Origin of the sequence: Bacillus sp. FSL H8-0545 (assembly GCF_038006105.1) — a bacterium.
In the GTDB taxonomy this organism is placed as follows: Bacteria; Bacillota; Bacilli; order Bacillales; family Bacillaceae_G; genus Bacillus_A; species Bacillus_A cereus_U.
Map to the genome: position 1 here is coordinate 1,244,577 of NZ_JBBOUO010000001.1, position 23,724 is coordinate 1,268,300.

Consider the following 23,724-nt stretch of genomic DNA (forward strand, 5'->3'; position numbering starts at 1 on the left):
GAGAGGGGGCTCGTTCATGTCATTTAAAGACTATGAATATAAACGGCCAAATATTGAAGAATTAAAAGAGAAGTTTATTGTTGCTTTAGAAAAGTTCGATAAGGCAAAAACGCTTGAAGAACAACAACAAGTAATTAATTCAATTAATGAAATTCGTAATGATTTTGGTACAATGGGGAACCTTTGTTACATTCGCCATTCTGTTGATACGACAGATGCTTTTTATAAGGAAGAGCAAGATTTCTTTGATGAATACTCACCAGTTGTGCAAGGCTATGGAACAAAATATTATAAGGCGTTAATTAATTCGCCATTCCGTGAAGAATTAGAAGCGTATTATGGAAAGCAATTATTTGCTCTAGCTGAATGTGATTTAAAAACATATTCAGATGACGTAGTGAAAGATTTACAATTAGAGAATAAATTGTCTTCACAATATACACAGTTATTAGCATCTGCAAAAATTGACTTTGCAGGAGAAGAAAGAACGTTATCACAACTTATTCCGTTTATGCAAGGAAAAGAAAGAAGCGAACGTAAAGCAGCAAGTGAAGCATACTACGGATTTTTAGCTGAGAATGAGGAAGAGTTAGATCGTATTTATGATGAGCTTGTTAAAGTGAGAACGAAAATCGCAAAAACACTTGGTTTTAAAAACTTTGTTGAATTAGGATATGCAAGAATGTATCGTACAGATTATAACGCTGAAATGGTAGCGAACTATCGTCAGCAAGTATTAGATTATATCGTTCCGGTTGCAACAGAGTTAAGAAATAGACAAAAAGCACGCATTGGTGTAGAAAAGCTCGCTTATTATGATGAAAACTTTGAGTTTGCTACAGGTAATCCAACTCCAAAAGGCGATGCCGATTGGATTATTAATCACGGGAAAACGATGTATAAAGAATTATCAGCTGAAACAGATGAATTTTTTAATTTCATGCTAGATCATGATTTATTAGATTTAGTTGCGAAAAAAGGAAAAGCTGGTGGTGGATATTGTACATATATCGAGAATTATAAAGCGCCATTCATCTTCTCAAACTTTAATGGAACGTCTGGTGATATTGATGTATTAACACATGAAGCTGGTCATGCTTTCCAAGTATATGAAAGTCGTAAGTATGAAATTCCAGAATATAATTGGCCAACATATGAAGCGTGTGAAATCCATTCAATGAGTATGGAATTCTTTACATGGCCATGGATGAAGTTATTCTTTGAAGAAGATGCGGATAAATATTACTTCTCACACTTAAGTTCAGCACTTCTATTTTTACCGTACGGTGTATCTGTAGATGAATATCAACATTATGTATATGAAAATCCAGAAGCATCGCCAGCAGAACGTAAGTCAGCATGGCGTAACATAGAGAAGAAGTATTTACCACATCGTGATTATGAAGATAATGATTATTTAGAGCGTGGTGGTTTCTGGCAACGTCAAGGCCATATTTATAGCTCACCGTTCTATTATATTGACTACACGTTAGCTCAAATTTGTGCACTGCAATTTTGGAAACGTGCAAGAGATAATAGACAAGAGGCTTGGGAAGATTATGTGAATCTTTGTCAGCAAGGTGGAAGTAAATCATTCTTAGAATTAGTAGAAGTTGCAAATTTAACATCACCATTCGCTGAAGGGTGTGTAAAAAGTGTAATTACAGAAATTGAAGAGTGGTTACGTGCTGTTGACGACACAAAATTGTAAAAAACATGCACTTTTTTCACATGTTTAACATCGACATAATGGAAAAATGATGAGATAATAAAAGAAAATTCAGAATTATTTTAGGGGTGTTTCTAATGGGGAGCACCCCTTTTCACTAACAAAAAGGGGGAAAGCACTATGCTTCAATCTAATATGGATGTTAGTTTAGAAACTTTAGTCCACTCATTACAGTCTACACGAAGCACGCTGTTATCAGAAATTGAAATGTTAAATGATACGGAGGTGAATGTAAAGCCACGCCGTGATAAATGGAGTATTATTCAAATTTTGCATCATTTGCATTTAGTTGAACAGTCTGTCACATCTGCCCTTGTATATGCTTTGCAAAAAAAAGAAAGAAAACTTGCTCCATTTAAAGACCTCCAACTTACGCTTGATCGAACACATAAACGAGAAGCTCCTCAACAAATGAAACCAACAGAAACATTAATGAAAAAACTGCAAGGAATTCAATTACTAGAACATTCACGACAAGAATTGTTTCATGCACTTCATAGTGTGATAGATGAAAAAGAATTATTTGAAAATGGATTAAAACATCCTATTTTTAATGATTTGAATTTATATCAATGGGTTCAATTTCTGGATTTACACGAACAAAGACATCTTACACAGCTAAAAGAAGCGAAACATGCAATTTTACAGCGGTAAAGTGAAACTTTAATCAAGGGGCATATCACTGATTATTAGTCCGCAACAATCGGGCTGTCTCATCAAATAGCGGGAAAAAGGAAAAGAAGCGGCGAACCGCTTCTTTTTCCTTTTTTACTCATGCATAGTTTTATTTCTTATTTTGGAATACTACATGAGGAAGAGAAAAAGGAGTTGAAAAGTATGTCAAAGAAAAAGAGAGAAGAAGAGCGCGCTTGGAAAGCTCGGAAAGAAAATCAAAAGCCGCATGGAAAGGTGAAAGCTTTTGCAGAATTAGTTGAAGGAACAGAAAAAACGTGATGAACTTCATCACGTTTTTTGTATGATCGGGAAAGTTAATAAAAATGTTGTACCTGTTCCTTTTTCACTCATAATGTCAACCTTTCCATTCATTGCTTGAATAACACTGAAGACGACCATCATCCCGAGTCCGGTCCCTTTTTCTTTCGTCGAGTAGAAAGGTGACCCGAGGCGTTTTACTTGTTCTTGATCCATACCAATACCTGTATCTTTTATATATAATTGTATATGTTTATGATCTGGAACTAATGTAAGAATAAGGTCACCACCGTTGGGCATAGCCTCAATACAGTTTTTTAAAATATTTAATAGGCATTGGTTCAGCTTTTGCTTTTCACCAGCTATAAAGAAGGATGTACTTTGTTTTATGTAATGTATACGAACATTTGTTAAATTGGCGAGAGGTGTAATTAAAGATAACGCATGGAGTAATTCTTCCTCTACTTGTAATTGTTGTTCTTTTTCAATACTCGGTTTTGCAAAAGTTAGGTAGTCTGTAAGAACATGATTTGCTTGTTCGATACCATTAATGGCTATGTCGATATATAATTTTCGTTCCTTCTCAGAACATGTATCTGACTGTAAAAGTTGCAAAAATCCTTTAGTTGAAGTTAAAGGGTTGCGAATTTCATGAGAGATAGAAGCTGCCATTTCACCGATTAAATGAAATTTTTCAGCATTCATAAGTTCATTTTGGAGACGAACTTGCGTTTGTAATATGTGTAGCAAATATAAAATAAGGATTGTACCAAGCATCGTACATAGTTCGTACACGATAATATGTGGTATATAATCTGCCGTATTTGTAACCTCTGAAAGGAAAAATGGTATCCAGCCAAATCCGAATATGAGGCTGTAAAAGATAGCGAGTGCTATTTTTATACGATTAGAACTTCGGTTAAACAGTTTGTATGTTAATAGTAGAACAATGAATAGTAGAACCGAAGCTATAAAGGATGGGAAAACACCTATCCCTCCTAATAAAAAGCGATATATGTTTAATACAGCTAAGATGGAAGCACCGGCAATAGGACCTCCTGTTAATGTACCGACAATTAATACGATATGACGCATATCAAATTGAAATCCATAGTTTGTTTTTGCTGCGAAAGTGATACATAGTATGGTAGCGAGGCAACATAATACAATAAACATAGCTGAATTTAATTTAGGAGAGCGTTTCCCTTTTTGATTCCAAAATAAATGATATAAAAGCATTGTAACAAGGATGGATAATATATTTAAAAAGAGATAAATAATAAAGAGTTTCAGTGGGATGTCTCCTCTCTTCTAACATTAAATTAATCATACTATAAAATGAAAGAAATGAAATGTGAAATAGCGGAAAAAATCAGAAATTTTTTCTGGTAGTATACAATATGTTACAATAATCTTTGTCAATGAAAGAAGAAATTCCGTGCACTGCATGGGAGAGGTTCGCGAACTCCCTCTATAAAAAACTATGGAAACAACAATATCATTAGGTATTGTTTTGTTTTTTTATTGTGACAGTTCAAGAACGTTCTTTCTTCTTATTCGTAGTAGAGAAGGAGAATGAGTGAAATGAAAAAAGAAAAAGCAGTTGTTGTTTTTAGTGGTGGACAAGATAGTACAACATGTTTATTTTGGGCAATACAACAGTTTGCAGAAGTGGAAGCTGTAACGTTTAATTACAATCAACGTCATAAGTTAGAAATTGATTGTGCAGTGGAAATCGCGAAAGAGTTAGGAATTAAACATACGGTACTAGATATGAGTTTATTAAATCAACTTGCTCCAAATGCGTTAACGAGAACGGATATGGAGATTACACATGAAGAAGGTGAATTACCATCAACATTTGTAGATGGACGAAATTTACTGTTTTTATCATTTGCGGCTGTATTAGCAAAACAAGTTGGAGCACGTCATATTGTAACGGGTGTATGTGAAACTGATTTCAGTGGTTATCCAGATTGTCGTGACGTGTTTGTGAAATCATTAAACGTTACATTAAATTTATCTATGGATTATCCGTTTGTTATTCATACACCACTTATGTGGATTGATAAAGCAGAGACATGGAAATTATCTGATGAACTTGGAGCATTTGAGTTTGTTAGAGAAAAAACATTAACATGTTATAACGGAATCATTGGTGATGGTTGCGGTGAATGTCCAGCATGTCAACTTCGTAAAGCAGGATTAGATACGTATCTACAAGAACGCGAAGGAGCGAGCAACTAATGGATAACTTTTTTGGATTTCGCATCGTAGAAAATTTGCAAAAAATGGACAAGGATATTCAGCGTGAACAACTCAAATATCATAATAAAAGAGTAATGGTCAGCAAGGAATTTACATTTGATGCAGCGCACCATTTACACTGCTATGAAGGGAAATGTAAAAATTTACATGGACACACATATAAAGTCGTATTTGGAATTAGCGGATATGTAAATGAAATAGGCCTTGCAATTGACTTTGGCGATATAAAAGAGATTTGGAAAAATGAAATAGAAATTTATTTAGATCATCGTTATTTAAACGAAACATTGCCAGAAATGAATACGACTGCTGAAAATATGGTCGTTTGGATTTATGAAAAGATGGCAGAAGCATTAACGAAAGATAATCGTGCGAACGAATACAAGGGAGCTCGTGTTGAATTTGTTCGTCTTTTTGAGACGCCGACTAGTTATGCGGAAGTAAGACGGGAGTGGATGCTCGATGAGTAAAATCCCCGTCTTAGAAATATTTGGTCCGACCATTCAAGGAGAAGGGATGGTTGTAGGACAAAAGACAATGTTTATCCGTACAGCGGGCTGTGATTATAGCTGTGCTTGGTGTGATTCTGCTTTTACATGGGATGGATCGGCCAAAGATCAAATTAAACAAATGACACCGGAAGACATTTGGAATGAGCTTGTAGAAATTGGTGGAGAAAATTTTTCTCATGTTACGATTTCGGGTGGAAATCCTGTTTTGCTGAAAAATATGCAATTTCTTCTTTCTATATTAAAGGAGAATGGAATGCGAACAGCGGTAGAAACGCAAGGGAGTAAATGGCAAGATTGGTTGCTTCAAATTGATGAGGTAACGATTTCTCCAAAACCACCAAGTTCAGCTATGAAAACAGATTTTCAGATGTTAGATTCTGTTATTCATAAACTAGCAGAGAAAGATTTTAGTTTAAAAGTAGTAGTATTCGATGATCAAGATTTTGAATATGCAGTTAAGATACACGAGCGTTATCCGAATGTACCATTTTTCTTACAAGTAGGAAATGATGATACGAAAACAGTGGATGATGCGGTGCTTATAAAAAAACTATTAGAAAAATATGAGTGGCTTATTGAAAAAGCTGTGAATTGTAAAGAAATGAATGATGCGAAAGTACTGCCTCAGCTTCATGCGTTAGTATGGGGAAATAAACGAGGGGTATAATGAGAAGGGATGTTTAAAATGGCAGGAAGATTAGATGAAGATTTAAAAGATGTAACATTATTAGGAAATCAAAATACAAAATATTTATTTGAATATAGCCCGGGAATTTTAGAGGTATTTGATAATAACCATCCAAACCGTGATTACTTTGTAAAATTCAATTGTCCTGAATTTACAAGTTTATGTCCGAAAACAGGACAACCAGATTTTGCAACAATTTATATTAGCTACATTCCAGAACAAAGAATGGTAGAGAGTAAATCTTTAAAGCTATATTTATTTAGCTTCCGAAATCATGGTGACTTCCACGAAGATTGCATGAACGTTATTATGAATGATTTAATTAAATTAATGGATCCACGCTATATTGAGGTATGGGGGAAATTTACACCACGTGGTGGTATTTCAATCGATCCTTACTGTAACTACGGCCGCCCAGGAACTAAGTATGAGAAAATGGCAGACTACCGTATGATGAATCACGATTTATATCCAGAAAAGATCGATAATCGTTAATATAGAAAGAAAGGATCTGTATGATATACAGATCCTTTCTTTCTATTATATTATGCATGTTGATTAATGACAGTATAGTTTTTATGGCTTACAACTGTAAGAGGTTCCATATCTAGTTCTCTAAAATTCTCCATAATTGTTATATCAACAATAACGGAGTTTTGATTTACCTTTTGAACACGGCCTTGCATTCCACCTTTAAATTCAATGATATCTCCAGTTTCTGCGATCTGCATAAGCAACTCTCCTTGTTCCAGTTTTCCCAAAAAAAGAATAATTTGGGCTTTTTTATTTCCTCTTATTTTGAACTATATTTACTACTTTGTAAATGTTTCCAAAGTAAAAATTCGAAAAATATTCACTTTTTGTAAGGAAATATGTAAAAAATATTGTTTAGGAGAGGAATGATGAAAGTGCATACATCTTTATATAGGAGTATAATGAAAGATACAATAACCTACTAAAGTGGGAGAAATTAGGGGCGGTAAAATGATGTTTGAAGTTGTGGGGAGCTTTATAGCGATTTTATTATTTTTATTTTCTTATATGCAGTTGAAGAAAGTGCGTCATCATGAAACAACTACATATTTTGATGGACTGGATGGTGTGCACACATCGATAACATATGATAGTGGTGGGGATATATAACTTTCTTTTTATGCATGGTATGATGGCAATAAGAAATAGTACGTAATATAGTTCGTAAGTGATGAATGGGGAGTGGAAAGAATGCGAATTTCTTTTATTCGTCATGGTCGTTTGGACAGTACTATAGAGCCAATGACAATTATTTCATTTCGTGAATGGATGAAGCAATATGATTTAGGGACTACAGTAAAAAAAACTCCTATACCAATTGAAACAATTGAGATGATTGAATCAGCGAATTTGGTCGTAACGAGTGATCAGAGGCGTGCTGCGCGATCAACAGCCGAATTAACGGATTCTTTATCTTTTGTGCAAAATCCTCTTTTTAGGGAAGCTGAAGTTCCAACGAGTTTTTATGCTCCAAAATGGTTGAAATGTAAGCCTAATGTATGGATGTTTATTGGACGTACACGATGGATAGTTGGTTATAGTAAAGATGTTGAGTCTTATAAGGAAGTACGAGAAAGAGCAAGGCAAGCTGCTAATATGTTGCACCGCTATGCGCTCGTACATGGATGTATTGCCCTTGTAGGTCATAGTTATTTTAATCCGATGATTGGGACTGAACTGAGGGCAATGGGGTGGTCTGGTTCGCCTATTTTCCATAGGAAGCCATGGGGATGTACAACGTATACATTTCATGAGGCGATGGATGGAAATGTATTAAATACAAAATTAACTTAAAAGAGGCTGTCCCTTTGGCAGCCTCTTTCTCTACATAACAAGCAAAAAAGAATTGTCTTTTTAAGATATAGAAACCAATGACCGTAATGGTTTTATTAGATGGGCATACGGTTCGCCAACGAGCATAACGGTTGTATCTTTTTTATAACCAAGTTTTTCATATAGTGAAAAAGCACGTTTGTTTTCTAAATTAACAAGTAAGGCAATTTTTTCATGACCTTTTTCAGTTGCATGAAGTTCAGCGGCATCGATTAATTTAGAGCCAATGCCACGTCCACTGTACATATTTGAAACTGACAACGTGTCAATATAATACTCATCAAGTTCAGCTTCTTTTTCTAACGTAATGGATTCATCTTCATGTAGTTCTCTTAAGTGGTGTGCGATTGGTGCATCAAGTTGCTCAGCGTCACTACCGTGATAAACGACAATAACTCCAACTACTTTTCCATCTTGTTCAGCCACTAAACAGTTTTCATAGCTCAATCGATTATTTTCTTTTGCGAACCATGTTTCAAGTCCTAGTATTACTTTTGCTTCAATTGTGCTACCTGTGATTTTTTCAGCAATTTCGTGCAGAGCGTCATACAGTAAAGGTGCTACTCCTACCGCATCTGTCTTTTTTGCTTTCCGAATCATAGTATCCCTCCTAGTTCTATGTATATATTGTAGCATAAAATAAAATAACAAACAGTGGCTTGGAACTTTGTTATACAGAGCGTCAAAAAGTTTGATATAGAGAAGTAGCTATGTTAGTATATGATATTTAGTGCGAATATAATAAAGTGATATAGCTATAAAAATAATGAAAGTGAATTACATAATAGCAACGGGATAATTTTACCGTTGTCGACCTATAGAAGATGCGATAAAATAAACTATTGCAGAGAGGTGAAATACATGGATAAACAATTAGCAAATGCAATTTTGGATCAGCTGAAAAATGGTGAAATAAAGGAGTATGTTGCGACGAAAGATGTATTTTATACGTTCAGGGAAGTTGTTGTAAATCGAGAAGATTTTAAACATATTATCGGGAACGCACAGCGCGGTGGACAGGTAATTTATACATATTCAGAAACACCACGTTCATAAATAGAAGATAAAGGAGAGGAGAATTATGGGGGATTTTAAACAAGGCATCTTGCCACATTGGGATTACATGTGGAAAGATAGAGCTGGGAATAGGTTTATGGGAATGGTTATGTATCCAGAGAAACGAAAATGTTCAGCAAAAATGCTTCAGAAAATAAAAAGAGCATATGAGCAAGCAATAGAAATTAAAGTAACTGTACAAGTTCAACATACATATCAGTACGTAGAAGGAATGATTGTATACTTTGATGAAGAAGCTCCTGTATGCACAATGCTTGATAAAGATGAGAATCCACATCATATATTTGTAAAAGATATTTTGCGTATTGAGCACCCTGAATAATTTTTTTCATAAATAAATTGAAGTTCCATAATAATAATCTTTTTCTATAATAGTTATCTTTTAGTATGTAACGAGGAACGAAAGAGTATGTATAATATTTAATAAAGTAAAATTGATAAATGTAATCGTTTTTTGGAACAGATTATCGTTTAAGGTCTGTTCTTTTTTGCGTGATGCTGGAGAAATATATTACTCCAGCATTTACTGTTTTATGACAAAAAATATTGTTAACTTTTTAAAAAACAAGGTTAAATTCGTTGACAAGTTTTTTGAAAAGCACTTTATTGACATGAGTTTTAGAATGTTGTTTCATAGTCTTTGTATTGAAAAAAATCGACGGTCATGTCGAAAAGTAAAAGTTAAAAAAAGAAAGAATTTATACATATATCTTGTGTCTTATTTTGAAACGTAATACAATATATAGAGAAAACAAGAAACGACATACAGAGAATATAGATTGGAGAGGGAGGGTCGGAAATGTTAGTTGCATATGATTCTATGACAGGAAACGTGAAGCGTTTCATCCACAAATTAAATATGCCGGCCGTTCAAATTGATGAAGCTCTAGTATTAGATGAAGACTTTATTCTTATTACGTATACAACAGGTTTTGGAAATGTACCGGAACGTGTTTTAGACTTTTTAGAACGCAATAATGAAAAATTAAAAGGCGTATCTGCAAGTGGCAATCGTAATTGGGGAGACATGTTTGGTGCAAGTGCTGACAAAATTTCTACTAAATATGAAGTGCCTATTGTATCAAAATTTGAGTTATCTGGAACAAATAATGATGTAGAATATTTTAAAGAAAGGGTGCGGGAGATTGCGACACATTGAACTGAATAATGAAATCACGCAAATGCAGGACGGTTTTTATCAGCTTCATAAAGATAAAGAGGCATTAGAAGTCTTTATGGAAGAAGCTAGAGAGAATACCGTTCATTTTAATAGCGTGGCAGAGCGAATGGAGTATATGAAAGAACATGATTACTATTACAACGTTCTGGACGAGTATAGGTTGGAGGAAGTAGAAGGAGTTTATAACATCGCTTATGGTGAAAACTTCGAGTTCCAATCTTATATGGCAGCATCTAAGTTCTATAAAGATTATGCGTTAAAAACGAATGATCAAAAACAATACTTAGAAAGCTATGAAGATCGTGTAGCAATTGTGTCATTATACTTAGGACGCGGTGATGTTGCGAAGGCAAAACAATTCGCAAGCATGATTGTAAAACAAAACTACCAACCAGCGACACCAACCTTTTTAAATGCGGGAAGAAGCAGAAGAGGAGAAATGGTGTCTTGTTTCTTGTTAGAGATGGACGATAGCTTAAATTCAATCGGTTTTAACATTAATACTGCGATGCAATTATCGAAAATCGGTGGTGGAGTAGCTTTAAACTTATCTAAGCTACGCGCACGTGGTGAGCAAATTAAAGGTATTGATAACGCCGCAAGTGGTGTAGTGCCTGTTATGAAATTGCTTGAAGATTCGTTTTCATATGCGAATCAACTTGGCCAACGAAAAGGTGCCGGCGCTGTATACTTAAACATTTTCCATTGGGATATTATAGAATTCCTTGATACAAAAAAAATAAATGCCGATGAGAAGAGCCGTATTCAGTCTCTATCAATCGGAATTATCATTCCAAGTAAGTTCTTTGAGCTTGCTGAGAAAAACGAACCTTTCCATGTTTTCGCGCCTTATACAGTATTTAAAGAGTACGGAAAACATTTAGATGATATAGATATCGACGAAATGTACGATGAATTAATGAGCAATCCGAAAGTGAAGAAGAAGCCACTAGATATTAGTGCGCGTGATATGCTTATTAAAATTGCTATGATTCAGCTTGAGTCTGGTTACCCATACTTAATGTTTAAATCAAATGCAAATAACCAGCATCCACTGAAGGATATTGGAACTGTGAAGATGTCGAACTTGTGTTAAATATGTAGCACCTTCTAGCAGAAATGCTAGTCGAAAACTCCGTTAAACGGGGAAAGCCTCAAGTTTGAGGTAACCTACCGTGCTAAATCTTATCTTAGAATGAAAATATAAAAGTTCAGAATGTATCTTATTATTTTGTATAGCAGAGTTATTGAACAACATAAAGTAATAAGAGACTTTCTGAAAGATTAAGATAAGTAAAAGCCTAACGACTATCCCATTTGGGAGTAGAGCGCAAGCGATTGGCGCTCGAAAAGCGGAGCACCTAACCAGGTAATGCTGTAGGTGATGATATAGTCTGTCCTGTATGGTGACATACAGCAGTTGCATGAGCAACGGACTGAGGAGTAGCGAACTCGGTTGAACATTCGAGACAGAAATCTTCCAGCTACAAGAAACTTCTGAAATAAATGATTACGGTACAGAAGACATTATCCGTCGTGATATTAACTGTAACTTAGGATCGTTAAATATCGTAAACGTAATGGAAAATAAAGAAATTCGTGAAGCAGTTCATGCGGGAATGGAAGCTTTAACAGCTGTTTCTGATATGACGATCATTCCGAATGCCCCAACTGTGAAAAAAGCAAATGATGAGCTTCATTCAGTTGGACTTGGAGCAATGAACTTACACGGATATTTAGCAAAAAATAAAATCGCTTATGAAAGTGCAGAAGCGAAAGAATTCGCTCGTACATTCTTTATGATGTTAAATTACTACTCGATTGAGAAAAGTATGGAAATCGCTAAAGAAAAAGGCGAGACATTTAAAGACTTCGATAAGTCTGATTATGCAAACGGCACATACTTTGAAAAGTATGAAACGACAGATTACAGCCCAGTAACTGAAAAAGTTCAGCAATTATTTGAAGGAATTCATATTCCAACAAAAGAAGATTGGACAAGTTTAAAAGAGCAAGTACAGAAGAATGGTTTATACAACTCATATCGTCTTGCAATCGCTCCGACACAATCGATCAGTTACGTTCAAAATGCAACTTCAAGCGTAATGCCAATCGTAAGTCAAATTGAATCAAGAACGTATGCGAATGCGACAACATATTATCCAATGCCGTATTTATCAAAAGATACGTTCTGGTACTATAAATCTTCTTACGATATGAATCAGTTTAAATTAATTGATTTAATTGCAGAGGTTCAAGAACATATTGACCAAGGAATTAGTACCATTCTTTATGTTAATAGTGATATTTCAACACGTGAGTTAGCACGTTACTACATTTATGCACATAAAAAAGGCTTGAAGAGTCTTTATTATACGAGAACACGTAAATTAAGCGTGGAAGAGTGCGTGGCTTGTACCGTTTAATATAAAAAGTGAGACATTATGAGCAGGGTTTTTCTGAACCCTGCTCATGCTTAGTTATCAATTTTTTATGTTTATTTAGAGAAGGGGCGATTTAATGCGTGCGGTAAACTGGAACAAAAAAGAAGATGATTTTAGTTTAATGTTTTGGAAGCAAAACATCGCTCAGTTTTGGACAGAAGAAGAAATCGCAGTGTCTTCTGACAAAAATACTTGGGCACAATTATCAAAAGAAGAGCAAATTGCTTATAAGCGTGTATTAGGTGGTTTAACACTTTTAGATACGAAACAAGGCGGCGAAGGGATGCCTCTTGTACTTGTTCATCTTGAAAATTTACAAGCGAAAAGTGTATTAGCTTTCATGGGCGCTATGGAAGAAGTACATGCGAAGAGTTACAGCCATATTTTCACAACGTTAGCTACTGAAGAAGAAATTGATGATATTTTTGAATGGGTAGATAACCATCCATTACTTGAGAAAAAAGCTGGTATTGTTACTAGTTACTATCGTCGTTTATTAAAGCCTGAAGTAACGAAAAAAGAGTTATACATGGCAATGGTAGCAAGTGTGTTCTTAGAAAGTTACTTATTCTATAGTGGGTTCTTCTATCCACTTTACTTAGCAGGTCAAGGCAAATTGACGGCAAGTGGTGAGATTATTAACTTAATAATTCGTGACGAGTCAATTCACGGCGTATTCGTTGGTATTTTAGCACAACAAATCTTCACAGAACTTTCTGCAAAAGAGCAACAAGAAGTACAAACGGAAACGCAAGAGTTATTAATGGAACTGTATGAAATTGAATTGGCATATACAGAAGAAATTTATACTTCTATCGGTCTTGTAGAGGATGTAAATCGTTTCGTTCGTTACAATGCGAATAAAGGACTTATGAACTTAGGACTTGAGCCGAAGTTTGAGGAAGAAGAAATTAACCCAATCGTTTTAAATGGTTTACGTACAGATACGAAAAACCATGACTTCTTCTCTGTAAAAGGAAATGGTTACGTAAAAGCAACGAATGTTGAAAAGTTAGCAGACGATGACTTCGTATTCAATTTTTAATATAGTGTTGTAGAAAAAGCTGTCTTTATAGAAAAGACAGCTTTTTTGCTATGAATAGTTTACATAATGTTATTATTTCATGGAAATATTTTAATCTTGTAAAAGCCCAATTTTTGAGGAAGTGGGAATAAAAAAACAAGGATTAAAGTTTTATTTTTCATATTTAGTCGTATGAGAGATTGAATAACTTATGCCAAAATGAATAAAAAATGAGAAGAAATGAGACCAAACTCCACCTATACGTTCTTTTTACTATTGAATTTTTAAATGCTAGAAATTTTGGCTTAAAAATTGCATGAATATTTAAAAAGTAAAGAAAAGGGAGGTAATATCCGGTGTGATATACAGTTATTTGAAAACGCTTCCTTTTAACTGTCGATTTTTAAATGGAAATTAGATAGAGAAAGTAGGGGGAATGATAGGTGGGAAAAGTAGTTGGTTTAAAACGTTCATTAGGGCTTTGGTCAATTGTTATGCTAGGGGTCGGGTATATGACACCGATGGTTGGGTTTGATACATTTGGAATCGTTTCTGAAAAAACGGGTGGTCATGTTCCAGGAGCTTATCTTATTGCATTAGCAGGGATGTTGTTTACCGCTGCAAGCTACGGCAAAATGGTAAAGGTTTTTCCTACCGCTGGATCTGCTTATACGTATACACAGAAGACAATTAGTGCAAGGCTTGGGTTTCTTGTTGGATGGTCCGCGTTATTGGATTATTTGTTTCTACCGATGGTGAACGCACTATTAACGAGAATTTATATGTCAGCATTTTTCCCAAGTGTTCCTAGTTGGGTATGGGTCATTGGCTTTGTTCTCCTTGTTACATTAATAAATATGATTAGCGTAAATGTTACTGCTAATTTCAATACGTTCTTAGTAATATTTCAAGTGTTAGTAATGGCCGTATTTGTTTTTCTAGTTATAAAAGGCTTATTAGCCGGAGAGGGAACAGGAGAAATCTTTTCCATTCAGCCGTTTTTTCAATCAGATATACAAATATCACCGTTAGTTGCAGGTGCGACAATTCTTTGTTTCTCGTTTTTAGGTTTTGATGCAGTAACTACATTTTCTGAAGAGACACCAAACGCGGAGAAAACAATTCCTCGAGCTATTTTTCTTACTGCTTTAATCGGTGGAGTTTTATTCATTACTACTACGTATTTTACACAATCTATGTTTCCAGATACATCTGTATTTAAAAATCAAGAATCAGCATCTCCAGAAATTGCACTATATGTCGGTGGGAAATTATTTCAAGCTTTCTTTTTAGTAGGAACCCTTATGGGGACACTTGCGTCCGGTTTAGCTTCTCATACAAGTGTATCTCGATTACTATACGTAATGGGGCGAGATAATGTAATTCCGAAGAAAATATTCGGATACATTCATCCTCGCTGGCGAACTCCAGTATATAATATTATTTTTGTAGGAATTATTTCGCTCTTCGCTATATTCATTGATTTAGAAACAGCAGCATCTCTTATTAACTTTGGAGCGCTTATTGCATTTACATTTGTTAATTTGTCTGTGATTTCTTACTATATAATCAAGAAAAAAAGATATAAAACGATAAAAGATTTCTTAAATTACCTAGTTATGCCTATTTTGGGTGCTGCTACTGTAGCAGTACTATGGTTTAACCTCAATATCCATTCACTTATTTTGGGACTTTGCTGGGCTGCTATTGGAATTGGGTACCTTCTATATATTACGAAGATGTTTCGTTCAGCTCCTCCGCAAATGCATTTTGAAGAAGTACAGGAAATATAAAGTGAAACTATAATCAGTGGGGGTTTACGGGCAGTTGATCTCCACCTAACTTCTTTGCTCCAGCCGAATTTTGAGGTGGGAGTTTTACTGCCCACAAATAGCGGGATAAAAAAGCAAAAGACATCGGGAATGGATCCGATGTTTTTTGCTTTGAAGATTGGGCAATCATGCAGTATTGCATAATTCATTCAACGATTCATAAGGAAGAGGGGCAAGTCTAGGGAGGATGGCTGATAAATGATGGTCAATATAGTATTTTCATTTGGCACAATTATTGCTTTGTACAATTAGTAAAAATATAAAAGCGGGGTGTTTTCAGTCACAAAGGTTAGAAGAACAATATTAATAGAATAAAAGAAAGGGATGATTGATTGTGTATTATGATATTATTACGAGTCCGTGTTATGGAATAATTGAAAAAGTGTCTATTAATAAGGATTCGCGAATTTATGAATGGGAGCCATTATTCTCTATTAAAGATATGAATGGTAAACTGGAAGTAATTAAGATGGGATGTAGTGGAGAAGTTCAATCTTTAGAAGTAGAGGCAGGGGATAAAGTAATTCCAGGTATGGTATTAGCTTATATTCAAGAAGATCTTTTCGTTAGTGGTAGTGATTAATGATAGAACAATGAGGAAGATGGAGGCGTTCATCTTCCTTTTTTTATTAAGTAAAGGAAAAAACGTTTTATTTTCAGATTAATTAAAAAAATCTGTTTTTAATGTTACAATACAAATTAAATAGTTCAAAGGAGGAATAGCAACATGTTTTCCATTGCTCATAAAAAAATTAGACCTATTGTTTCTCTACCTATCGATCAATCTGAAAAGGAATGGAATATAGATGTTAAAAATATAAAAGAATCTTTTCTATTTTTAAAAAGAGAGGAGAAATTATTTGCATACGTTCATGTGAAGGATCTGCTATCAAATAGTAAGGGATTAACTGCTAAGGTATTGCTTTCAAATGCTGTTTCACTAGATACAATATGTCATCTTAGTAAAGATATTTCTTTAACAGCTCTTTTTCAAATTATTGGAGCGCCGATTGCGATAGTAAAAAATGAAATAGATGAGCTAACAGGATATATAAGAAGAGAGGATGTTTTTGCAGAACTATTTAAACAAGAAAATCAGAGTGTTGATATATTGAAAATTATTTTAACATCTATTCCAATGGGGATTTTTGTAGTAGATCGTGAAAAGAAAATTGTAAATTGCAATGAGTCTGGTTTGAAGATGATTAAATCGACTCCTGAAAAAGTTATGAATGTACCAGCAGAACTGATTTTTAATGAAGAGCACATTAATAACGTATTTACAACGGGAAAAACGATCTTGAATCAATTACAAATCACAAATGAGATGGGTGTATTAGTTGACTATAGTCCGATTCCAAACTTTGATCAAAGTATTGAAGGAATGGTTATTATTGTGCAAGATTTGCCGATGGTCGAGGACATGGCGATGGAAATTGAATATATAAAGGATTTAAATAAAGATTTACATGCAATCTTGTCTAGTATTTATGATGAAATATTAGTTGTTAATCATAAAGGGGAATTAATTCGTTATAGTGAAACTGTTATCAATGATTTTTGGGGGAGGAATTTGAAAGAACTTTTAGGAAAAAATCTTTTAGACTTAGAAAAGAAAGGATTATTTAGTCCATCTGTTACGCGATTAGTGTTGGAAAAACAAAAAAAGGTATCAGTTGTACAAGAAACAAAAAGCGGAAGAAAAATATTAGCAGTTGGAAACCCTGTATTTAATGAAAACGGAGAGCTTCATCGTATTATTATTGCATCAAGGGATATTACCGAAGCGACGAGATTGAAGACGGAATTACATGAAATAAAGAAGATATCAGAGCGATATAAGAAGGAGTTAGATGACTTTAAAAATAAAGATCGTTTTCTTAAGAAGCTTATTTACTGTAGTCCAAAAATGGAGCAAATTATTAACCAAGCTAAAAAAATAGCAGATTTTTCTTCCAATGTTCTTATTTCTGGAGAATCTGGCGTCGGAAAAGAAGTAATTGCTCAGGCAATTCATCAACTTGGAAACCGGTCTTCAAAGCCATTCTTAAAATTAAATTGTGGTGCAATTCCAGAAACTTTGTTAGAAAGTGAACTATTTGGTTATACGAAAGGTGCTTTTACAGGAGCCGATAAAAATGGAAAAGAAGGATATTTTAAGCGGGCTGATCAAGGTATTTTATTTTTAGATGAAATTGGAGAAATGCCTTTACATTTGCAAGTGAAGTTGCTTAGAGTCTTGCAAGAACAAGAAGTAATTCCTATTGGAAGTACAATACCTACGAAAATAAATGTACAAATTATTGCTGCTACAAATAAGAGTCTTGAAAAGATGGTGGAATCTGGAACATTCCGTGAAGATTTATTTTATCGCCTAAATGTAATTCCATTGCGAGTTCCTCCTCTACGAGAGCGAATGGAAGATGTTCCGGTACTTGCCTTTCATTTCTTGCAACAGTTAAATGAAAAATATAATAAAAATTATCATTTAACTCCAGATGCGCTTAGCTTACTAGAGTTTTACTCATGGCCAGGAAATGTACGTGAATTACAAAATATGATTGAACGTTTAGTCGTATCAGCAGACGATCCAGTAATTGAAGCGGAGTTTGTTAGTAAGTTTTTAACACCTGGTTATGACTTTAAAAAATCAAAACCAGTTATTACAAGAGTATTACCACTACAAGAAGCACTACATTCTGTAGAAGAACAATTGATTTTACTTGCAATGAAGCAGTACAAAACAACGACTAAGGCTGCAAAAGCTCTTGGAATCAGCCAATCTTCAGTGAGTCGTAAATATCAAAAAATTGTTAGTGAAAAAGGGATAGCGGCTGATATCATCTCTTATTCCTAAAAAAGGAGAAGGTCACATAGACTTCTCCTTTTTGTGTGCGCCCAGCATGTACATATTCTCTAGGGTTCAAGTCCGGGGTCGTGAAGGCGGTAGCGGAAATGATTAACGTTCCGGTTTATGCAAAATGGAATAGTGTATGCGAAAATGCATAAATTATTTGTTGTTTTTAAGAAAATAGTCAGTTTATCCCGCTATTTGCGGGCAGTAAAACTCCCACCTCAAAATTCAGGTGGAGCAAAGAAGTTAGGTGGGAGATCAACTGTCCGTAAACGCCCGATTGGTGAAGGCTAATAATCAGTGGGGGATGAACAAAACCCCCACTGATTAAAGTTTCACTTTATGTATGATTCCTTTGAATTTTAAATATTGGCATGAAATTTGCTTATAAATATATAAACGATCGATAAAGGGGGCTTCAATATAGTGCTAGATTTAAAAATGTATGTAAACGGTGAATGGATAGATTCTAGTAATCAAGAGAAAAGAACGATTATTAACCCTGCGAATGGCAAGGGTATAGCATATGCACCTGAAGGAACGATTGAGGATGCAAAATACGCGATAGAAGTGGCAAGAGCGGCTTTCGATAGTGGAATTTGGTCAGAAACATCCACTGCTGAAAGGGCATCATATTTATTTAAAATAGCAGATGAAATTGATAAAAATATAGAAGAATTAGTATACCTTGAAACAATGGATAATGGGAAAACGTACCGTGAGGCAGAAGGAGATATTGGAGATGCAGCGGCTTGTTTTCGCTATTATGCCGGATTGATTACAAAGCCAGATGGTCAAACATATCATGTAGCCGATCCGATGCAAGCGATGGTTGTAAGGGAGCCAGTTGGTGTTTGTGGATTAATTGTTCCATGGAATTATCCACTATTGATGAGTGTATGGAAAATTGCACCTGCTTTAGCAGCTGGAAATACAATTGTGTTTAAACCTTCTGAAGTGACACCAATCACTGCAACAAAGCTATTCGAAATCCTTGAAAAAGTAGGGCTACCAAAAGGTGTTGCCAATATGGTAATGGGGGCCGGTCCAATAGTAGGAAATGAAATTGCAGCGAGTAATAAAGTGGATATGATTTCCTTTACAGGTGGAACAAAAACAGGTAAGCACATTATGAGAACAGCGGCAGATAATATGAAAAAGATTTCGTTAGAACTTGGAGGGAAATCTCCAAATATTATTTTTGCAGATGCAGATTTTGAGACCGCTATTGATTATGCTCTATTCGGTATTTATGCAGGTAGCGGACAAGTATGTTCAGCAGGATCAAGAATCCTTGTAGAAGAAAAGATTTATGATAAATTTGTTAATAGTTTTGTAGAGCGAGCGCAGCAAATTAACGTTGGACCTGGTGATAATCCAGAATCAGAAATGGGGCCACTTGTAAGTCAAGAACATATGGAAAAAGTATTACGTTATATTGAAATTGGGAAAGACGAAGGTGCAAACGTTGCTTGCGGAGGTAGACGAATAATGGAGGATGGAAAAGGTGAGGGTTTCTTTATTGAACCAACAGTCTTTGTCAATGTAAAACCTGATATGCGCATTGTCCAGGAAGAAATATTTGGTCCTGTTGTAGTAATTCAAAAGTTTAAAGACGAACAGGAAGCAATTGAGTTGGCAAATGGTACAGACTATGGCTTGGCTGGAGGGGTATTTACAGTTGATGGTGCAAAAGCAATGCGTGTGATTCGCAAACTTCGCGCAGGAATTACGTGGATTAATAGCTATCATCCAACATACAATGAGGCACCTTGGGGCGGATATAAGCAAAGTGGTATAGGTCGTAGTCTAGGAACGTTTGGTTTAGAAGAATTTCAAGAAATTAAGCAGATTAATATAAATCTAGAAGTAGAACCAATAGGCTGGTTTGCAAATAAAAAAAATGTAGGAGTGAATTAGATGGGAACGAACGTAGAAAATAAATTGAATGAGAAAGATGTAAAAGGTTCAAATGTAAATGAGTATATTACGAAAGTACTACAGTTAATTGAAAAAGAAAAGGTTACTGAAGAAGAGGCAAACTGGATTCAAAAAGAAACAGTAGACGGATTTAGAGAGCATGTAAACCCTGGTTTTCTTGCTTATAGAAAAACAGTAACAAAAGATGGACAATTTGCAGCAGTAGAATGGTCAGATGAAGGATCTTGTTTCATGGATATTAACGGTAAAAGATATATTGACTGTTTAGGTGGATTTGGAATTTATAATGTTGGTCACCGTAATCCGAAAGTGGTAAAAGCTGTGACAGATCAATTAAAACGTCAAGCATTGCACAGTCAGGATTTACTGGATCCACTTCGAGCAATGCTTGCAAAGATTTTAGCGGATATTACACCGGGTGATTTGAAATATTCCTTCTTTACAAACAGTGGTACAGAAAGTGTGGAGGCAGCATTAAAACTAGCAAAAATGTATAGTGAACGAACAACTTTCATTGCTACAACTCGTGCCTTCCATGGTAAGAGTCTTGGTTCCTTATCAGGAACGGCAAAAGGAATGTTCCGTAAGCCATTCTTACCATTGATTCCGGGTTTTCGTCACGTTCCATTTGGCGACATTGATATGATGAGAAAAACATTTGAGACATGTGCATTAGTAGGAGAAGATGTTGCAGCAGTTATTTTAGAACCAATTCAAGGAGAGGGCGGTATTATTTTACCTCCAGAAAATTATTTGAAACAAGTACGAGAGCTTTGTGATGAGTTTGGATCACTCCTTATTTTTGATGAAGTACAAACTGGAATGGGACGTACAGGAAAAATGTTTGCTGCAGAATTATATGATGTAGTGCCGGATATTATTTGTCTTGCGAAGGCGTTTGGTGGAGGTGTAATGCCGGCGGGAGCTATTGTTGCGAAAGAAGATGTATTCAAAAGTTGGTTTGAAAATCCATTTATGCATACAACAACATTTGGAGGAAATCCTCTTGCATGTGCTGCTGCAATTGCAACAATCCATGTATTATTGGAAGAAAAATTACCGGAACGAGCTATGGAAGTTGGGGAGTATTTCTTGAATGGATTGAAACAAGCAGCAGAAGGGCACGAAGATAAAATCTTTGAAATTCGTGGTCAAGGTTTAATGATTGGGATTGAATTCCATAAAGACGAGATTGGTTATGAAGTGTCAAAGGCGATGTTTGATCAAGGAATTCTTGTTGCGGGAACATTAATTAACTCAAAAACAATTCGTATTGAACCATCCCTTACAATTAGTTATGAAGAAGTAGATACAGTGATTAATACGTTTAAATCTGTGCTAAATCAAGTAAAAGTAAAATGAATTTAAATTCAAACGAGTAATATATTTATATGTTATTACAGAAAGGCAGTGTAACGAAAAGTTACACTGCCTTTTTATTACATTTTTAATTGGAAGTATTTACATGATTCTTGTCTTAGTGTACTATTTAACTAACACACTAAGACAGGAGGGGAGAAATGAAAATCGAGTTTTCTCCAAACACACCAATTTACATTCAAGTAATGGAATACGTAAAAAAGGAAATTGTAACAGGACATTTATTGTCTGGTGATAAAATTCCCTCCGTACGTGAATTAGCGAGTGAATTGCAAGTAAATCCAAATACGATTCAGCGTACATTTCAAGAATTAGAGCGAGATGGAGTTGTTGTAACACGTAGAGGAATGGGGCGATATGTAACGAATGAAGGGGAGAAAATTATGGATCTGCGAAAAGATATGGCGAAAGAATTACTTCATTCTTTTATAGATGGAATGGACAATTTAGGTTTTTCAGAAGAAGAAATTCTTTCAATTCTTCGTTCTTCATTACATGAGACAAGGGAGGAGAACGAATGACAGAGCTATTAAAAATAGAAAATCTATGGAAGCGATATGGATTGAAAGCAGTAATCCGGAAATTAAACATAGAGATTACAGAAGGGAAAATTGTTGGGCTTGTTGGGGATAACGGGAGCGGGAAAACGACGTTATTGAAAATGATTGCAGGCCTGCAGCATCCTTCAGAAGGTAGTATAGCAATTAACGGTAAAAAAGTAGGGTTAGAGACGAAAGAAATCGTTTCATTTATGTCTGATAAGCCAGTCTTTGATGATTGGATGACTGTAAAAGATGCATTATTCTTTTATAGAGATTTTTATAAAGACTTCGATATTCAAAAAGCAGTAGATACGATTGCGGAATTTAAAATACCATTAGAAGAAAAAATTACAGCATTATCAAAAGGTATGGTTGAAAAGCTTCAAATTATTTTAACGTTTTCTCGAAAAGCGAAGTTATACGTACTGGATGAACCACTTGGCGGGATTGATCTCGTTTCTAGAGAGCACGTATTGGATCTCATTCTACAATTTTATAGAGAAGATTGTACGATACTAATCTCAACTCATTTAATAAATGAAGTTGAAAATATTTTTGATGAAGTAATCTTTTTAAAAGATGGAGAAATTGTATTGTATGAAAATGTGGAAGAGTTACGTTTTCAGAGAGGGAAAGCAGTTCATGAATTGTTTAAGGAGGTGTTTAGTAAGTGAAGTCGTTACTTTCTTATTTATGGAATGTGAATAAGAAAAAATATATTGTTACTTTTTTAATTTTTGTGTTAATTGAAGCGATTTTATTTTCACAAATGATTATAAAAAAGAGTGAAACAGCTGTGATAAAACAAGAAGCGATATTCGGATTTATTATTATGATCTTCATATTTTATGTATTGTATATGTTTTTACAAACGATGAAGTCGTGTTCACGTTTACTAACAAATCCATTGCTACGGGTTACAGCGATATCTGGGAAACAATATGTTTTTTCTATCCTTATCTACTTTTTTATTGTAATGGCTATATGGTATGGAATATGTGGAATTCTTTTCTATGTGGGTTATGTATTAGCATTTCCTACGACGTATGTATATATAGATGCAAAAGAGGTTATGCAAGCAGGTATAATAAATAATTTAATATACACAATGAGTGATTTGTTTGAATTTTCATTTGCGGTGTTACAAATTTTATTAGCAGTTACTCTCGTTAAATTGCTTACTAAGAAGAAGAAGATACAAAATATAATGATTGTCATTATTTCTCTAATAGTAAGTATATCGATTACTTTAGTGACAACATTGCTAGGAAAATTAGCTCCAGCTTTCCAAGGGTTGCGAAGAGTAGAATATCGTAGTGAAAGTGACAATCTGTTTATTGATATGTTTCAAGAAAATGGATTTAATATGTTTAATATAAGTTTTATGATAATTGTTAGTGCCTTACTAGTATATGTAATTGCTTATATCATCGACAAAAAACTAGAAGTCTAAA

The 23,724-nt window shown here is 34.7% G+C and carries 26 protein-coding genes, 1 pseudogene and 1 riboswitch; of the genes and pseudogenes, 24 read left to right on the forward strand and 3 right to left on the reverse strand.

Going from position 1 to position 23,724, the window contains the following annotated elements:
• Positions 1 to 16: 16 nt before the first annotated feature.
• From MHI07_RS06545 to MHI07_RS06555, 3 genes are all read left to right on the forward strand, one after another.
• The gene (locus MHI07_RS06545) at positions 17 to 1,711 is read left to right on the forward strand and encodes a M3 family oligoendopeptidase (protein WP_340822654.1); all 1,695 of its coding nucleotides are present in this window, start codon (positions 17 to 19) and stop codon (positions 1,709 to 1,711) included.
• A gap of 138 nt (positions 1,712 to 1,849) precedes the next feature.
• Positions 1,850 to 2,383: a DinB family protein gene (locus MHI07_RS06550; RefSeq protein WP_002149622.1), complete on the forward strand. Its 534-nt coding sequence runs from the start codon at positions 1,850 to 1,852 to the stop codon at positions 2,381 to 2,383.
• A 183-nt stretch (positions 2,384 to 2,566) separates the two neighbouring features.
• Positions 2,567 to 2,683 carry a DUF6254 family protein gene (locus MHI07_RS06555; RefSeq protein ID WP_000038354.1) on the forward strand — a complete coding sequence of 39 codons (117 nt, stop codon included), beginning with the start codon at positions 2,567 to 2,569 and terminating at the stop codon, positions 2,681 to 2,683.
• A 9-nt stretch (positions 2,684 to 2,692) separates the two neighbouring features.
• Here MHI07_RS06555 and MHI07_RS06560 read toward each other — a convergent pair whose 3' ends face one another.
• A complete protein-coding gene (locus MHI07_RS06560; protein ID WP_002158729.1) occupies positions 2,693 to 3,901 on the reverse strand; it encodes an ATP-binding protein in 1,209 nt (402 codons plus the stop codon).
• 208 nt (positions 3,902 to 4,109) lie between these two features.
• Positions 4,110 to 4,153, forward strand: a riboswitch (PreQ1 riboswitch).
• 93 nt (positions 4,154 to 4,246) lie between these two features.
• Between MHI07_RS06560 and queC the strand changes: the two genes are divergently transcribed.
• The 4 genes from queC to queF are packed head-to-tail and all read left to right on the forward strand — an operon-like array spanning position 4,247 to position 6,625.
• The gene (gene queC, locus MHI07_RS06565) at positions 4,247 to 4,909 is read left to right on the forward strand and encodes a 7-cyano-7-deazaguanine synthase QueC (RefSeq protein WP_002158728.1); all 663 of its coding nucleotides are present in this window, start codon (positions 4,247 to 4,249) and stop codon (positions 4,907 to 4,909) included.
• Entirely contained in the window at positions 4,909 to 5,400 is a 492-nt protein-coding gene (gene queD, locus MHI07_RS06570; RefSeq protein ID WP_002011526.1) for a 6-carboxytetrahydropterin synthase QueD, read from the forward strand. The genes queC and queD overlap by 1 nt, the downstream gene beginning before the upstream one ends.
• Positions 5,393 to 6,109 carry a 7-carboxy-7-deazaguanine synthase QueE gene (gene queE / locus MHI07_RS06575; RefSeq protein ID WP_204209160.1) on the forward strand — a complete coding sequence of 239 codons (717 nt, stop codon included), beginning with the start codon at positions 5,393 to 5,395 and terminating at the stop codon, positions 6,107 to 6,109. Before queD ends, queE begins: the two co-directional genes overlap by 8 nt.
• 18 nt (positions 6,110 to 6,127) lie before the next feature.
• Positions 6,128 to 6,625 (forward strand): preQ(1) synthase, encoded by a 498-nt coding sequence (gene queF / locus MHI07_RS06580; protein ID WP_002158726.1) that lies wholly within the window; start codon positions 6,128 to 6,130, stop codon positions 6,623 to 6,625.
• Between the two features lie 50 nt (positions 6,626 to 6,675).
• Here the strand turns inward: queF and MHI07_RS06585 are convergent, their stop codons facing one another.
• Positions 6,676 to 6,861 carry a YkvS family protein gene (locus MHI07_RS06585; RefSeq protein WP_002064385.1) on the reverse strand — a complete coding sequence of 62 codons (186 nt, stop codon included), beginning with the start codon at positions 6,859 to 6,861 and terminating at the stop codon, positions 6,676 to 6,678.
• Between the two features lie 229 nt (positions 6,862 to 7,090).
• Between MHI07_RS06585 and MHI07_RS06590 the strand changes: the two genes are divergently transcribed.
• Positions 7,091 to 7,273: a hypothetical protein gene (locus tag MHI07_RS06590; protein WP_154214432.1), complete on the forward strand. Its 183-nt coding sequence runs from the start codon at positions 7,091 to 7,093 to the stop codon at positions 7,271 to 7,273.
• 81 nt (positions 7,274 to 7,354) lie between these two features.
• Entirely contained in the window at positions 7,355 to 7,957 is a 603-nt protein-coding gene (locus MHI07_RS06595) for a histidine phosphatase family protein (protein ID WP_204209159.1), read from the forward strand.
• A 60-nt stretch (positions 7,958 to 8,017) separates the two neighbouring features.
• On the opposite strand, the gene MHI07_RS06600 is transcribed toward MHI07_RS06595, so the two are convergent.
• A complete protein-coding gene (locus MHI07_RS06600) occupies positions 8,018 to 8,596 on the reverse strand; it encodes a GNAT family N-acetyltransferase (protein ID WP_204209158.1) in 579 nt (192 codons plus the stop codon).
• 261 nt (positions 8,597 to 8,857) lie between these two features.
• Here MHI07_RS06600 and MHI07_RS06605 point away from each other — a divergent pair, with 261 nt between their 5' ends.
• From MHI07_RS06605 to MHI07_RS06675, 15 genes and pseudogenes are all read left to right on the forward strand, one after another.
• Positions 8,858 to 9,052: a hypothetical protein gene (locus MHI07_RS06605; protein WP_002149609.1), complete on the forward strand. Its 195-nt coding sequence runs from the start codon at positions 8,858 to 8,860 to the stop codon at positions 9,050 to 9,052.
• Positions 9,053 to 9,077: 25 nt separating this feature from the next.
• Entirely contained in the window at positions 9,078 to 9,395 is a 318-nt protein-coding gene (locus tag MHI07_RS06610; protein WP_002158721.1) for a hypothetical protein, read from the forward strand.
• Positions 9,396 to 9,872: 477 nt separating this feature from the next.
• Positions 9,873 to 10,232, forward strand: a complete 360-nt coding sequence (gene nrdI / locus MHI07_RS06615) for a class Ib ribonucleoside-diphosphate reductase assembly flavoprotein NrdI (protein ID WP_000959445.1) — start codon at positions 9,873 to 9,875, stop codon at positions 10,230 to 10,232.
• Positions 10,219 to 11,346 (forward strand): annotated as a pseudogene (locus MHI07_RS06620) (ribonucleotide reductase N-terminal alpha domain-containing protein); the annotation flags it as partial. The gene nrdI and the pseudogene MHI07_RS06620, both read left to right, overlap by 14 nt.
• Positions 11,347 to 11,728: 382 nt before the next feature.
• Positions 11,729 to 12,679: a ribonucleotide reductase gene (locus tag MHI07_RS06625; protein ID WP_307838605.1), complete on the forward strand. Its 951-nt coding sequence runs from the start codon at positions 11,729 to 11,731 to the stop codon at positions 12,677 to 12,679.
• A gap of 94 nt (positions 12,680 to 12,773) precedes the next feature.
• The gene (gene nrdF, locus MHI07_RS06630) at positions 12,774 to 13,742 is read left to right on the forward strand and encodes a class 1b ribonucleoside-diphosphate reductase subunit beta (RefSeq protein ID WP_002064394.1); all 969 of its coding nucleotides are present in this window, start codon (positions 12,774 to 12,776) and stop codon (positions 13,740 to 13,742) included.
• A 422-nt stretch (positions 13,743 to 14,164) separates the two neighbouring features.
• Positions 14,165 to 15,514, forward strand: coding sequence for an APC family permease (locus MHI07_RS06635; RefSeq protein WP_340822665.1), 1,350 nt, complete (start codon positions 14,165 to 14,167; stop codon positions 15,512 to 15,514).
• A gap of 373 nt (positions 15,515 to 15,887) precedes the next feature.
• Positions 15,888 to 16,136, forward strand: a complete 249-nt coding sequence (locus tag MHI07_RS06640) for a hypothetical protein (protein ID WP_002149602.1) — start codon at positions 15,888 to 15,890, stop codon at positions 16,134 to 16,136.
• 144 nt (positions 16,137 to 16,280) lie between these two features.
• The gene (locus tag MHI07_RS06645; RefSeq protein WP_340822668.1) at positions 16,281 to 18,410 is read left to right on the forward strand and encodes a sigma 54-interacting transcriptional regulator; all 2,130 of its coding nucleotides are present in this window, start codon (positions 16,281 to 16,283) and stop codon (positions 18,408 to 18,410) included.
• A gap of 117 nt (positions 18,411 to 18,527) precedes the next feature.
• On the forward strand, positions 18,528 to 18,701 hold the full coding sequence (locus tag MHI07_RS06650; protein ID WP_340822670.1) for a hypothetical protein: 174 nt from the start codon (positions 18,528 to 18,530) through the stop codon (positions 18,699 to 18,701).
• Between the two features lie 132 nt (positions 18,702 to 18,833).
• Positions 18,834 to 20,327: an aldehyde dehydrogenase family protein gene (locus MHI07_RS06655; RefSeq protein WP_340822673.1), complete on the forward strand. Its 1,494-nt coding sequence runs from the start codon at positions 18,834 to 18,836 to the stop codon at positions 20,325 to 20,327.
• Positions 20,328 to 21,710 carry a putrescine aminotransferase gene (locus MHI07_RS06660; protein WP_078173244.1) on the forward strand — a complete coding sequence of 461 codons (1,383 nt, stop codon included), beginning with the start codon at positions 20,328 to 20,330 and terminating at the stop codon, positions 21,708 to 21,710. It abuts the gene before it with no gap.
• Positions 21,711 to 21,868: 158 nt separating this feature from the next.
• A complete protein-coding gene (locus tag MHI07_RS06665; RefSeq protein WP_078173243.1) occupies positions 21,869 to 22,249 on the forward strand; it encodes a GntR family transcriptional regulator in 381 nt (126 codons plus the stop codon).
• Positions 22,246 to 22,944 (forward strand): ABC transporter ATP-binding protein, encoded by a 699-nt coding sequence (locus MHI07_RS06670; protein ID WP_088098841.1) that lies wholly within the window; start codon positions 22,246 to 22,248, stop codon positions 22,942 to 22,944. Before MHI07_RS06665 ends, MHI07_RS06670 begins: the two co-directional genes overlap by 4 nt.
• A complete protein-coding gene (locus MHI07_RS06675) occupies positions 22,941 to 23,723 on the forward strand; it encodes an ABC transporter permease (protein WP_340822680.1) in 783 nt (260 codons plus the stop codon). The genes MHI07_RS06670 and MHI07_RS06675 overlap by 4 nt, the downstream gene beginning before the upstream one ends.
• Position 23,724 lies beyond the last annotated feature (1 nt).